This window comes from Neptunicella sp. (assembly GCF_048268085.1).
Taxonomy (GTDB): Bacteria; Pseudomonadota; Gammaproteobacteria; order Enterobacterales; family Alteromonadaceae; genus Neptunicella.
The window spans coordinates 104350-117512 of record NZ_JBLWWF010000012.1; the positions used below are offsets into that span (position 1 = coordinate 104350).

The 13163-nt window shown below is 45.1% G+C and carries 13 protein-coding genes; 6 read left to right on the plus strand and 7 right to left on the minus strand.

The genetic code is table 11. The features are described from left to right. The first annotated feature begins 5 nt into the window (after positions 1-5). Both hutU and hutH read left to right on the plus strand, forming a co-directional pair. The gene (gene hutU, locus ACTD55_RS11280) at positions 6-1682 is read left to right on the plus strand and encodes a urocanate hydratase (protein WP_438864430.1); all 1677 of its coding nucleotides are present in this window, start codon (positions 6-8) and stop codon (positions 1680-1682) included. Beyond that, positions 1669-3198 carry a histidine ammonia-lyase gene (hutH, locus tag ACTD55_RS11285; protein ID WP_438864462.1) on the plus strand — a complete coding sequence of 510 codons (1530 nt, stop codon included), beginning with the start codon at positions 1669-1671 and terminating at the stop codon, positions 3196-3198. The genes hutU and hutH overlap by 14 nt, the downstream gene beginning before the upstream one ends. Before the next feature lie 52 nt (positions 3199-3250). On the opposite strand, the gene ACTD55_RS11290 is transcribed toward hutH, so the two are convergent. The 3 genes from ACTD55_RS11290 to efp form a co-directional block, all read right to left on the minus strand. Next, the gene (locus ACTD55_RS11290; RefSeq protein ID WP_438864431.1) at positions 3251-3889 is read right to left on the minus strand and encodes a PilZ domain-containing protein; all 639 of its coding nucleotides are present in this window, start codon (positions 3887-3889) and stop codon (positions 3251-3253) included. A 134-nt stretch (positions 3890-4023) separates the two neighbouring features. Next, positions 4024-5001, minus strand: coding sequence for an elongation factor P--(R)-beta-lysine ligase (gene epmA / locus ACTD55_RS11295; protein WP_438864432.1), 978 nt, complete (start codon positions 4999-5001; stop codon positions 4024-4026). 73 nt (positions 5002-5074) lie between these two features. Further along, on the minus strand, positions 5075-5644 hold the full coding sequence (efp, locus tag ACTD55_RS11300) for an elongation factor P (protein ID WP_438864433.1): 570 nt from the start codon (positions 5642-5644) through the stop codon (positions 5075-5077). Positions 5645-5678: 34 nt separating this feature from the next. Between efp and epmB the strand changes: the two genes are divergently transcribed. Next, positions 5679-6704, plus strand: coding sequence for an EF-P beta-lysylation protein EpmB (gene epmB, locus ACTD55_RS11305; protein WP_438864434.1), 1026 nt, complete (start codon positions 5679-5681; stop codon positions 6702-6704). 61 nt (positions 6705-6765) lie between these two features. Here the strand turns inward: epmB and ACTD55_RS11310 are convergent, their stop codons facing one another. Then, positions 6766-6957 carry a hypothetical protein gene (locus ACTD55_RS11310; RefSeq protein ID WP_438864435.1) on the minus strand — a complete coding sequence of 64 codons (192 nt, stop codon included), beginning with the start codon at positions 6955-6957 and terminating at the stop codon, positions 6766-6768. Between the two features lie 168 nt (positions 6958-7125). On the opposite strand from ACTD55_RS11310, the gene ACTD55_RS11315 reads away from it, so the two are divergent. Then, a complete protein-coding gene (locus tag ACTD55_RS11315) occupies positions 7126-7437 on the plus strand; it encodes a hypothetical protein (protein WP_438864436.1) in 312 nt (103 codons plus the stop codon). Positions 7438-7507: 70 nt separating this feature from the next. On the opposite strand, the gene ACTD55_RS11320 is transcribed toward ACTD55_RS11315, so the two are convergent. Beyond that, entirely contained in the window at positions 7508-8032 is a 525-nt protein-coding gene (locus ACTD55_RS11320) for a DUF3016 domain-containing protein (RefSeq protein WP_438864437.1), read from the minus strand. Positions 8033-8249: 217 nt separating this feature from the next. On the opposite strand from ACTD55_RS11320, the gene ACTD55_RS11325 reads away from it, so the two are divergent. Beyond that, positions 8250-8408, plus strand: a complete 159-nt coding sequence (locus ACTD55_RS11325) for a DUF3309 family protein (RefSeq protein WP_438864438.1) — start codon at positions 8250-8252, stop codon at positions 8406-8408. Positions 8409-8457: 49 nt separating this feature from the next. Here the strand turns inward: ACTD55_RS11325 and gorA are convergent, their stop codons facing one another. Next, positions 8458-9804 (minus strand): glutathione-disulfide reductase, encoded by a 1347-nt coding sequence (gorA, locus tag ACTD55_RS11330; RefSeq protein WP_438864439.1) that lies wholly within the window; start codon positions 9802-9804, stop codon positions 8458-8460. A gap of 124 nt (positions 9805-9928) precedes the next feature. Continuing rightward, the gene (locus tag ACTD55_RS11335; RefSeq protein WP_438864440.1) at positions 9929-10726 is read right to left on the minus strand and encodes a peptidylprolyl isomerase; all 798 of its coding nucleotides are present in this window, start codon (positions 10724-10726) and stop codon (positions 9929-9931) included. Positions 10727-10984: 258 nt separating this feature from the next. On the opposite strand from ACTD55_RS11335, the gene prlC reads away from it, so the two are divergent. Continuing rightward, positions 10985-13024, plus strand: coding sequence for an oligopeptidase A (gene prlC, locus ACTD55_RS11340; RefSeq protein ID WP_438864441.1), 2040 nt, complete (start codon positions 10985-10987; stop codon positions 13022-13024). Positions 13025-13163: the final 139 nt, after the last annotated feature.

Here is a 13163-nt window from a genome sequence, read left to right on the forward strand (position 1 = left end):
ACCCTATGAAAAATAATCGACACGATCCACAGCGTCTTATCAAGGCGCCCCACGGCAGCCAGTTAACATGCAAAAGCTGGCAAAGCGAAGCTGCCATGCGCATGTTAATGAATAACCTCGATCCTGATGTGGCCGAACGCCCGGAAGATTTAGTGGTGTATGGCGGAATTGGCCGCGCCGCCCGAGACTGGCCATGTTACGACAAAATTATCGATGTTTTGCAGCGACTGGAAGACGATCAAACCTTGCTGGTGCAATCCGGTAAACCGGTCGGGGTATTTCAAACCCATACTGATTCTCCCAGAGTGTTAATCGCCAACTCCAATCTGGTGCCGCACTGGGCGAATTGGGAGCATTTCAACCAGTTAGATAAACAGGGATTGATGATGTATGGCCAGATGACCGCCGGCAGCTGGATCTATATTGGTAGTCAGGGCATCGTACAGGGCACTTATGAAACCTTTGGAGCGGTGGCCAAACAGCATTTTGATGGTGACACAAAAAGTAAGTGGATACTTACTGGCGGTTTAGGCGGCATGGGTGGAGCGCAACCGTTGGCCGCTACCATGGCTGGATTTTCCATGCTAGCAGTAGAATGTGATGAAACCCGCATCGATTTCAGACTGCGTACCGGTTATGTGGATAAAAAAGCCACTTCACTGGATGAAGCGCTCGCCATCATTAACCAATCCGAACAACCCGTTTCAGTGGGTTTACTCGGCAATGCCGCCGATATTTTTGCCGAGTTGGTAGATAAAAATATCACCCCGGATGTAGTTACCGACCAGACCTCGGCTCACGATCCGCTGAATGGTTATTTACCTCAAGGCTGGAGTATGGCAAAAGCGGCCGAGATGCGTACACAGGATGAACGTACGGTGGTTAAAGCCGCCAAACAATCGATGGCGGTACAAGTGCAAGCCATGCTCACATTGCAACAGCGCGGCGCTGCTACTCTGGATTACGGCAACAATATTCGGCAGATGGCCTTTGAAGAAGGGGTCAGTAACGCTTTTGACTTCCCGGGTTTTGTGCCGGCTTATATCCGTCCATTATTCTGTGAAGGTATTGGTCCTTTCCGCTGGGTGGCCTTGTCCGGCGACCCAGAAGATATTTATAAAACCGATCAGAAAGTTAAAGAACTGATCCCCGATAATCCACATTTACACAATTGGCTGGATATGGCCCGTGAACGCATCCAGTTTCAGGGATTGCCAGCCAGAATTTGCTGGATTGGTCTCAAAGATAGGGCACGAGTTGCACTGGCCTTTAATGAAATGGTCAAAAACGGCGAGTTATCTGCACCAGTCGTCATTGGCCGTGATCATCTGGATTCCGGTTCGGTAGCCAGTCCAAACCGGGAAACCGAATCCATGCTGGATGGCTCCGATGCCGTATCTGACTGGCCATTGCTGAATGCTATGCTAAGTACTGCCGGTGGCGCAACCTGGGTCAGTTTGCATCACGGTGGTGGTGTCGGCATGGGCTTTAGTCAACATGCGGGGGTGGTGATTTTATGTGATGGCACCGATGCGGCAGCCAAACGAGTGGGCCGGGTATTATGGAATGATCCTGCCACTGGTGTCATGCGCCACGCTGACGCCGGTTATGACATTGCCATCGAATGCGCCAAACAAAACAATCTCGATTTACCCATGCTGGAAAATAATCATGACAGATAATCAACTAACCCTACATCCCGGCAAACTCACACTGACACAACTGCGTCAGGTCAGCCGGGCTAAATTACATATTAGCTTAACTGAATCTGCCCATGCGGATATCCATGCTTCGGCACAAACCGTGCAAAAAGTGATTGAGCAAGGACGGGTGGTATACGGTATTAACACCGGTTTTGGTTTATTAGCCAATACCCGAATTAAACCGGACGAACTGGAATTATTGCAACGCTCGATTGTTCTGTCCCATGCCGCCGGCACCGGGGCGTTAATGGATGATGAAACGGTACGCTTAATGATGGTGTTAAAAATTAACTCACTGTCGCGCGGATACTCCGGTATCCGATTACAGGTTATTGAACATCTGATCGCACTGGTTAATGCCGAAGTATATCCCTGCGTACCCAAAAAAGGTTCAGTCGGTGCCAGTGGCGATTTGGCTCCTTTAGCCCATATGAGTATGCCATTAATGGGGGAAGGGCATGTTCGCTACCAAGGTAACATTATTACCGGATCCGAAGGACTTGAAATAGCCGGTTTGCAAGCGCTAACTTTTGCCCCAAAAGAAGGGTTGGCCTTACTCAATGGTACGCAGGCGTCCACCGCATTTGCTTTGCAGGGATTATTTCATGCAGAAGATTTATTGGCGGCAGCCACCGTCAGTGGGGCCATGTGCGTCGAAGCCGCATTAGGCAGTCGTGCACCTTTTGATCCGCGTATTCACCAAGCTCGCGGCCAACAAGGCCAAATCGATATGGCCGCTGCCTATCGGGAATTACTGGATGAGCACAGTGAAATCGGCTCATCCCATCAGGATTGTGAAAAAGTACAAGACCCCTATTCATTGCGCTGCCAACCCCAAGTAATGGGAGCCTGCCTCACTCAAATTCGGTTTTGTGCTGATGTGTTACTGACCGAAGCCAACGGAGTCACCGATAATCCATTAATCTTCGGTGAAGATATTATCTCCGGTGGGAATTTTCATGCCGAGCCAGTCGCCATGGCGGCAGATAACTTGGCGTTGGCGATTGCAGAAATTGGCGCCTTGTCAGAACGTCGCAGTGCATTACTAATTGATACCAATTTGAGCAAACTCCCCCCCTTTCTGGTTGAGAATGGTGGTGTGAATTCCGGTTTTATGCTGGCGCAAGTCACTGCGGCAGCACTGGCGTCAGAGAACAAATCGCTGGCACATCCGGCATCGGTGGACAGTTTACCGACCTCAGCCAATCAGGAAGATCATGTCTCGATGGCCACCTTTGCCGCCAGACGACTGGCTGATATGGCCGAGAATACCCGCGGAATAATCGCTGTGGAGTTACTAAGTGCTGCACAAGGCATGGATTTTCGTCGTCCGCTCAAATCCAGTCTAAAGGTAGAGCAAGGCTATCAACTAGTGCGTGAGCAAGTCAGCTTTTATGATTCGGATCGTTACTTTTCACCGGATATTGAGCATATCAGTCAAATTATTGGAGAAGGAAAATTTAACCCTCTGGTGGAGAGTATTTTAATCAGCTAGGGCGTATTTTTGTGCCACACCCTCATTCCAGTATTTAATCAGGGTGTGGCAGTTAACTGGCTATTTTTAACATCGGCTCAAAAGCCATGCCGATAGATACCAAATTGTGCTCTTTGCGTTGTGAACAAACTTTGGCATAGACTTCCTGTAGCTCACCAGTTTCGGGGTGTTCCAGCTCAATATAAACATATTCCTGTTTGATTCCCCGAACCGACTCACCGACTTCGAATTCGAAACGACATCCCCCTGCAGAGATATCGGTAATCACCCCAACCATGCGACTACTTTCTTTGGTCATATAAATTTGTGCCGGTTTACGATAAGCCTTGCGCTGCTCACGGCGTAATTCCCGCATTTGTATTTCATCGGGGAAACTAACATAAACCAATTTATGCGGATGATTGGTGAAACCTTGTAATACTGCTCTAAAAGCCAGACATTCGCCGGTGGTTTTTTCACAAATAGTACGGATAACTAAGGGAATACCATCCACCAACTGGTCACGAATAAAACCATAACGTTTACTGTCAGGTTGTTCCAAAATAAGATAATGATGCTCTTTGGCACCCACTAAAAAGGTTTTAAATCGGTCGCGTAGATGATTCTGGATTTCAACATCGACAAATTGTCCCATGCGGACATTATCGAAAATAATATGTTCTTGCAGTGCCGCTACTGAAATATCTGGCATCTGTAAACCTCCGGTTAACGTCAATACCAAGGGGGAAGGCTAGTCTTAACTCCTGTCAGCCTTGAATTTATTATCAGTAGATCTTTACCAAATGCAACATTTATTATTTTTAAAATGCATTTTTAGGTTAGTTTTCAAGCTCTTGGTAATGAAAAAGCCTGAACGGAATCGATACTCGACGCTCCGACCGCCAACATCAATAGACGATCAATTCCTAATGCCACGCCGGCACAATCGGGTAATCCCTGCTCCAACGCATCAAGCAATCGCTCATCAGCTTGCATCTGCTGGTATCCAAGCGTTTGACGTTTGTGATTGTCTTGTTCAAAACGCCCGCGTTGCTCTGTCGCATTAGCTAGTTCATGAAAACCATTAGCCAACTCAACACCTTTGTAATACACCTCGAAACGCTCAGCCACTCTGGAATCGCCAGGATGAATGCGAGCAAGGGCCGCTTGACTGGCCGGGAAATGATAGATCATACAAGGACGGTCTTGACCGATATGCGGTTCAATACAATGGTTAAACAATATCTGCAATAAGATATCTGGATCGGTTTCCTGATCGGCAAAATCCGCTATACCCAACTCCATCACCCTATTTTGCAACTGGGCTAATGTTGCGCTGAGAGGATCGAGAGATAAATACTCACTAAAAACCTGCTGATAACTCATTTGTTGCGGTACAGCGCAATCAAGTATTCTTACCAATAAATCAGCCATTTCATTCATTAGATCAAAATGATCAAAGCCAACCCGATACCATTCGAGCATGGTAAATTCAGGATTATGCAACCTTCCCGCTTCTTCATTACGGTAGGCTTTACATATTTGATAAATACAGCCACTTCCGGCACAAAGCAGCCTTTTCATTGCATATTCTGGCGAAGTTTGCAGGTATAGATCTTTGCCCTGCGCATCTTGCTCCGCAAGGCCTGGCCCAACAAACTGAGTCCTAAAACTAACCAAATATGGGTCTGTCACGCCATGTTTGGCCAATTGTGGTGTTTCCACTTCCAAAACATTACGTTCGGCAAAAAACGATCTGATACTAGCCAGGATCTTTGCTCGTTGTTGCAAGGTTTGGAGAGAAGCGCCAGGTTGCCAGTTCATAGGAAGGTTCTGTTATTAATCGGGGGCTTAACAGGAAAACCCACCCTGTTTGTATAGGGTGGGTAAAACATAATTATTTTTGTGCGCGAGACACATATTCACCGTTACGTGTATCCACTTTAACCACTTCACCGGTTTGAACAAATAGTGGTACCCGCACTACAGCGCCAGTACTTAATGTAGCCGGTTTACCACCGGTGCCAGCCGTATCGCCTTTTAGGCCAGGATCGGTCTCGGTTATTTGTAGTTCTACAAAGTTAGGTGGCGTCACTGAAATGGGTGAACCATTCCATAAGGTAATAGTGCATTCATCATTTTCAACCAACCATTTGATGCTATCGCCAACGGCATTTTTATCTGCGGCAATTTGTTCAAAGGTTTCATTGTTCATGAAATGCCAGAATTCACCATCGGAATACAAATATGCTAAACTGGTGTCCAGTACGTCGGCTCCTTCGAATGATTCTCCGGATTTGAATGTTTTTTCCAACACTTTACCTGAAATCAGTTTACGAATTTTAACCCGGTTAAAGGCCTGACCTTTACCTGGTTTAACGTATTCGTTGTCTAAAATGTTGCAAGGCTCACCATCGAGCATTATTTTAAGGCCCGCTTTAAAGTCGTTTGTGCTGTAATTAGCCATTTTTTCCTCATTACCCATAAGAGCACTAAATTAATTGATGCAGATAATACCTAATATTCAGCAATCTGTGGATAGAGATTGGCAAAAAGAATTAGCCGACTGTATTACCGATCCGGCGGCGCTGCTTGAACAACTTGAACTCGACCCCGCTGAATACCAACTGGATATGCCTGCCCGTAAGCTTTTTCCGCTACGTGTTCCACGTCCTTTTATGCGACGGATGCAAAAAGGTAATCCGCGCGATCCGTTATTTTTACAGGTCTTCACTCAAGCCAGTGAGTTTACATTGCACCCGGACTACAGTGTCGATCCACTGCAAGAACAAGATAATCACTCACCGGGGCTATTACATAAATATCAGAGTCGAGTGCTATTGGTTGTGCGCGGTGGTTGTGCGGTTAATTGTCGATATTGTTTTCGCCGCCATTTTCCTTATGCCGATAATCAGGTCAATAAAGCGGGTTGGTTAAAAGCATTGGAACATATTGCTGCGGATAGCAAAATTAATGAAGTGATTTATTCCGGTGGCGATCCATTGATGGCAAAAGATGACTTTTTGGCGTGGTTAACCGAGCAAGTCAGTGCTATTCCGCACATTAAGCGATTGCGTATTCATACTCGCTTACCCGTGGTAATCCCCAGTCGTATTACCCCACAATTAATAGAGTGGTTCACTCAATCTAGATTAAAGCCCATTATGGTGTTGCATGTTAATCATGCTAATGAAATTGATAGCGCTTTTACTCAAGCAATGAAAAAACTGGCTGACGCAGGAGTAACCTTGCTCAATCAGGCTGTTTTATTAAAAGACGTGAACGATAGCGGTGAAGCACACTATCAACTCAATGAACAATTATTTGATTGTGGAGTTTTACCTTATTACTTACATATGCTGGATAAGGTACAAGGTGCAGAGCATTTTGCGGTCAGTGATAAACAAGCCAGAGTGATAATGGCTGAAATGATAAAGCGTTTACCGGGCTATCTGGTGCCTAAACTGGTGAGAGAAATAGGCGGCCAGCCCGGAAAAACGCCATTGGACTTATTACTCCATCCGTAATCCAGGATCGGTTTATCGTTCATCTTCACCAACGGGGGTGAAGATGAACGATCAACACTACCTAGGCAAACAGATCAACGTTTGATCCTAATGCCGAATTAGCAGATGTTGCTTTTGGCACGTCAGATGCTGAATCCAGCAGCTGAAGCGTTTGCTGACCGGTTTGCTCTTGCTGGCTTTTAGCCAGTTTGGCAGCCCGTAATTCCGCAGACGCGTCGGACATTCCAGAGGTACTTGCCCCTTGTAGTTCCATACCATTCTCCTAAAACCTGTATCAATACTGCCAATGAGCCAATACTGATTAAACAGGTGTTGTACTTGTTAGATATTACAAAAACAGGCAGAATTGCCCGCCTTCGGTTGTTTATCGGCCGCCATTAATAAATCTTTAGCTTTTTTTGGAAAAAAATCACTTTTATTTATGCAGAATATAATCGACAAACTTAAAGACAACTTGCAGATCATTTATCGCCGGGGTCTAGACGCCGACAAAACCTTGGCCACATTACAACTACAAGGTAAAGGCAAGTTTCAATATGTATTCGCCGAAGACGCCGGTTTTAACGTAAAAAGCAAACGCTTTCAGCCTTATATTGAAGAGTTAGCTAAAGACATTATCCAGCTTGAACAAAGCGATGAAAAACAACAGCCCAACCTGTTACCCAATATAGTGAAAAAAATTGAATTGCTGTTTGCCACCTTAAGTCAATTGCAGGATAGCTTAAAAAGCTAACTGACGAGTCACCTGTTCGAACTGAAAACGCCGCATTAAATGCGGCGTTCGTGTTTGCACTAACTAAGACTTATTTATCCTTCTGGAGATAATCTTCAAACGTATCTTCAAACCAGCGCTGCAACATATTCTTTTCATAATGTAAGCGATCACTCTCGTGAATACGCCCACCTCTATCCATAAACGCCATATCCTTCAGCTCTTCAGTACCTTCTTTAAGGGTGGCCCCTGTGCTATCGGTTAGCTTGTAGCTAAAATCCATGCGTGGAATATCCAAATTTTTAACCAGACGCACATCTGAACTTGAATTCAATCCCACCATCATTCCAGGCCAAACTTCACCGGCTAAATCCAGATTAGTTACCGTCATCGATAACTTGTAGCCATCGGGTAAATCTTTAAGCTCTTTAGTGAGAAATTTTTCAATATCCTCAAACGTTTGCTTGCGAAAACTGCTCCGCGTCTGACTTGTAGGTTTCACATCCCGATACTTGTCCGGTTTATCCCAATTAACCTCAAGCTCACCCTGCGCAAAACTGGCCAAAGGCAATAACACCATGCTAGCTGCACTCAACAATATCATTAGCTTTTTCATTATTGACACCTCGTAATCAGTTATTCGTTTCAAGCTATATGCTGATATTACTAAAGTAAACTGAATACTGACTGAATTAACCTACAAACTGTTGTACACCAAATGGTCTATTTTACCGTTTCCAAGACCTATTACACATGCTTATGTTTGCTGGCGCACAGATAGCACTTAATTAACCTTGTAGCTTTATTTTTTGACTTAATTAGAGAGAAAAGTAATGGGATTGGGCACAATATTAGTATTAATTCTTATTTTTGCGTTGTTGGGTGTGATTCCAACGTGGCCACATAGCCGCAGTTGGGGCTATGGGCCAAGTGGCTTAGTCACAATTTTGCTAATCATTATTGTCGTACTATTGCTAACGGGAAGAATTTAACTACATTTTCCTCATTAAGCTTAGTCTGGATTGGGGTTAAAAGCCCCAATTACATCGTCACAAACTCTTCCGCACTAGTCGGGTGGATCGCAACGCAGGCATCAAAATCGGCTTTAGTGGCGCCCATTTTTATTGCCACACCGAAACCTTGCAGGATCTCGTCCATGCCATAACCAATACCATGTAATCCCACGACTTTTTGCTCTTCACCGGCACAAATCAACTTCATCTTGGTCATTTGTCGATGGCGGGTAACCGCGGTGTACATGGCGGCAAAACCGGATTGATAAACGGTAATATTGTCATCACCAAACTGTTTTCTGGCTTCAGGCTCAGTTAGTCCAATTGTTCCAATTGCCGGATGGCTAAACACCACAGTGGGAATATTGTTGTAATCCATGTGGGCTTGGGTTTGATTATTAAACAAGCGTTCCGAGAGTAAACGTCCGGCTTTGACCGCCACTGGGGTTAATTCAACTTGTCCGGTATTATCGCCTACCGCATAAATACCCGGTACCGACGTATTCTGGAATTTATCTACCTTAATATAACCTTTGTGATCCAGCTCTACGCCTATATCGTCCAGACCTAGCTGATTATTGGCAGGAGTGCGACCAATGGCCCAAATGAGGCTGTCCACCTCTAATGAGGCATTATTATCAAAATCGACTTTCAAACTACCGTCAGCATTTTTGCTAACAGATTTCACCTGATGGTGAGTTAACAGAGTGGGCCCATCTTCAGCCATTATTTCCACTAATGTTTGGCTAATCATGGGATCAAACTGACGCAGCGGAGTGTCATGCCTTACCGCCAAACTGGTTTGGCTACCGAGTGAATGCATCACCCCCGCCAATTCCACCGCAATATAACCGGCACCCACCACTAACACTCTTTGCGGCTGTTGCTGCAGCGCAAAGAAACCATCTGAATCAATCCCTAACTCAGCTCCGGGAATATCCGGCAACACCGGACGTCCACCGGTAGCAATCATAATGTGCTCGGCTCGAAACTGCTGGCCATCAACCTCTACAGTATGGGCATCAATAAAGCGGGCAAACCCCTTAATCACGGTCACGTTATTGTTACCCAATACCCGATCATAGGAGGCATGAATACGTTCAATATAGGCTTGGCGACTCGCGACCAAGCGGCTCCAGTCAAATTTTTTCAGTTCTACATCAAAGCCGTAATCACCTGAATATTTATGAATGGCTTCAGCAACTTGTGCACCAAACCACATGGTTTTCTTGGGAACACAGCCTACGTTAACGCAGGTACCACCAATATGTTTGGCTTCGATAATCGCAACTTTCTTGCCGTGTTTAGCTGCTCGATTGGCCGATGCGATACCGCCACTACCACCGCCAATACAAATATAATCGAATGTTGTCATTAGGACTCCCGTAAATACTGTTAATACACATACATTAACGTCATGCAATAAGAGGCCAATGATGACACACGCAAAAAAAAAGCCAAAACTTTCGTTTTGGCCATTTTCACAAATAAATTAGCAATTAGCGTTTTAAACGATATCCGGCCAACAAGCCCAGCATCATGACTAACCAACCAAAACTGCCACCACCAGACGAACCCGAACCACTATTGTTATCCACTGAATCAATCAACGTGTTAGGAGCTGGGGTAATTTCAGGATGAGTGGTCACATCTGCATCAATAACCACGATGTCGTTTATCATCACCAGATTCTGTCCGCTAAGCTCTACCTCGTTTTGTGCATCCTCAGCCGTGTAATCAGCCAATGGAATATCCGATAAGGCACAATAAGGATTTTGCGACGAACACATATTAAAGATAGATAACGCCGCAATAGCATCAACCACATCCATCCCATCACCCAATACCTGGCCAAATACAGTAAAACCGCCATTATCTGTATCCAAATTAACGCTATTATTAGTTAAGTTAATAAACCACTGGGAAGTCGCACTGTTAGGCTTACCGCGCTGTTTAGCCATTGCAATGGTACCGCGCACATTGGATAACTCAGGCTCATTAATGACTGCAGCACTGGTGACCACTTCCGTGATGGGAAAATCCCCTTCAAATTTAAAACCGCCGGTTTGTACTACGAAGTCCGGCACCGAACGATGCACGATAGTTTGGTAATATTCACCGGAGTTTACGTAAGCCAGAAAATTCTCTACCGTTTTTGGGGTAGCATTATCAAACAGGTTAACTTCGAAACTCCCCATTGATGTCTGTACTTCTACCACCGTAGCCGAACTGCCAAAACTGATTAATCCCATCATTAAGGCGATAGAAGCTGATTTTAATTTTGTTACTTGATGCATTAGACAAAAACCCTATTAAAAATTTGCATGCACCATAAGGGAATGCCTAACGAGAAAATAGCGCTGAAATGCTTTTTTTTGATCCAATTTGTAATCCACCGATAAAACCGCAGCGACACACCGGTAAAAATACAACTATAAGTAGCGGGTACAAAGCAAGCAGTAAAAAACGATGTTGATATGCAACACTTGAGTTTTGGACTACTGCCCCAATCATATTCTGACTAAACCATTAATAGCATGGACTGACAATTGCCTATGAACTCAAGTGCCACTGACATTTCTCAACTGCCCCAATTTTCCACTATCAACCCTAGTGAAATTTTGCCCGCCATTGAAAAAAATATTGACCAATGCAAACAACAAATCGAACAACTGCTGGCACAAAACAGCCATTACACTTGGGATAATTTGATTGCACCTTTGGAAGAAAGTGACGATCAATTTAGCCGATTATGGTCACCGATTTCTCATTTGAATTCCGTCCTGAGTTCTGATCCATTGCGCGAAGCCCATGATGCTTGTCTTCCTTTATTATCCGACTACGGCACCTTTGTTGGCCAGCACAAGGGACTTTACGACGCTTATGTGCAAATTCATGCCAGTGACGAATTTAATCACCTGGATGAAGCCCAACAAAAAGTCATTACCAATACCCTAAGAGATTTCGAATTATCCGGTATCGCATTGGATGAGGATAAAAAACGTCATTATGCCGAGATAAAAAGCCGCTTGTCGGATTTATCATCAACCTTCTCGAATAATGTGATGGACGCTACACTGGGCTGGCAAAAACATATCGACAATGAACAAGATTTAGCGGGTCTTCCCGAGTCAGCCATTGCCGCTGCAGCTCAGGCGGCACAAGCGAAAGAGCTATCCGGCTGGTTATTCACATTAGATATACCCAGTTATTTGCCAGTGATGATGTACGCCGATGATCGCGCATTGCGTGAAGAATTTTATCGTGCTTATTGCACTCGCGCATCCGACCAAGGACCCAATGCCGGCAAATGGGATAACGGCCCGGTAATGGATGAAATCTTGGCTCTGCGTCATGAGTTGTCGCAATTATTAGGTTTTGAGAGCTATGCCGAGCGTTCGCTATCAACCAAAATGGCCGAATCACCACAACAAGTCATTGGCTTTTTAAATGATCTGGCCGAACGTTCCAAACCTCAAGCCCAGCAGGATCTTGACGAGCTTACCCAATTTGCCAACCAACAACATGGCATGAATGAATTACAGGCCTGGGATTTGGCCTATTACAGCGAAAAGCTGAAAGAACAAAAGTATGCTATTTCCGACGAACAATTGCGCCCCTATTTTCCCGAAAAAACCGTGCTGAACGGATTGTTTGAAGTTGTACATCGCTTGTACGGTTTAACCATCCAACCTCGGGATAACGTCGATGTCTGGCATAAAGATGTGCAGTTTTACGACATTATCGATAGCACCGGCCAACTGCGCGGTGGTTTTTATCTGGATCTTTACGCCAGAGCCCATAAACGCGGTGGGGCATGGATGGATGAATGCCAGGTACGTCGCCAAACTCAAAGTGGCGAACTGCAAACACCAGTGGCGTATTTAACCTGTAACTTTAATGGCCCGGTCGGTGACAAACCGGCACTGTTTACCCATGATGAAGTCATTACTCTATTCCATGAATTTGGTCACGGCATTCATCACATGCTAACTAAAGTTTCAGTTGGTGGAGTATCCGGTATCAATGGAGTGGCCTGGGATGCGGTGGAACTACCCAGCCAATTTTTAGAAAACTGGTGCTGGGAAGAACAGGCATTGGCCTTTATTTCTGGTCATTATGAAACCGGTGAACCATTGCCTAAAGCATTATTAGACAAAGTATTAGCCGCCCGGAATTTCCAATCGGCAATGCAAATGATTCGTCAGCTGGAATTTAGCCTATTCGATTTCCACTTGCACCATGAATACAATCCTGCGATTGAAAATCAGCCTCAACAGGTACTGGACAAGATTCGTCAGCAGGTATCCGTTGTGATCCCGCCGGCGTTTAATCGATTCCAGCACAGCTTTGGCCATATTTTTGCTGGCGGTTACGCGGCAGGTTATTACAGCTATAAATGGGCGGAAGTATTATCTGCCGATGCCTTTAGCCGGTTTGAAGAAGAAGGGATATTCAATCCGCAAACCGGACATGATTTCTTGACCCATATTCTGGAAATGGGTGGTTGTCGCGAACCGATGGAATTGTTTGTCGCCTTCCGTGGACGCGAACCCAAAGTGGATGCGCTACTGAGACATTCAGGCATTAACTAAACTTTAAATCACATAGTCACGCTGCCATTTGCCCTCTTATCCAAAACGAATGGCAGCGTTATGGTTATCACATATCGCTTTTTTGCAAAAACTTAGCTGGTAATCGTAGTTATTAATTTCAATCAAATCCGTTACACTA

Coding starts and splice junctions, on each gene's coding strand:
- hutU (WP_438864430.1), top strand. CDS start 6: ATGAAAAATAATCGACACGATCCACAGCGTCTTATCAAGGCGCCCCAC.
- ACTD55_RS11290 (WP_438864431.1), bottom strand. CDS start 3,889: ATGCCAGATATTTCAGTAGCGGCACTGCAAGAACATATTATTTTCGAT.
- epmA (WP_438864432.1), bottom strand. CDS start 5,001: ATGAACTGGCAACCTGGCGCTTCTCTCCAAACCTTGCAACAACGAGCA.
- efp (WP_438864433.1), bottom strand. CDS start 5,644: ATGGCTAATTACAGCACAAACGACTTTAAAGCGGGCCTTAAAATAATG.
- ACTD55_RS11310 (WP_438864435.1), bottom strand. CDS start 6,957: ATGGAACTACAAGGGGCAAGTACCTCTGGAATGTCCGACGCGTCTGCG.
- ACTD55_RS11315 (WP_438864436.1), top strand. CDS start 7,126: ATGCAGAATATAATCGACAAACTTAAAGACAACTTGCAGATCATTTAT.
- ACTD55_RS11320 (WP_438864437.1), bottom strand. CDS start 8,032: ATGAAAAAGCTAATGATATTGTTGAGTGCAGCTAGCATGGTGTTATTG.
- ACTD55_RS11325 (WP_438864438.1), top strand. CDS start 8,250: ATGGGATTGGGCACAATATTAGTATTAATTCTTATTTTTGCGTTGTTG.
- gorA (WP_438864439.1), bottom strand. CDS start 9,804: ATGACAACATTCGATTATATTTGTATTGGCGGTGGTAGTGGCGGTATC.
- ACTD55_RS11335 (WP_438864440.1), bottom strand. CDS start 10,726: ATGCATCAAGTAACAAAATTAAAATCAGCTTCTATCGCCTTAATGATG.
- prlC (WP_438864441.1), top strand. CDS start 10,985: ATGAACTCAAGTGCCACTGACATTTCTCAACTGCCCCAATTTTCCACT.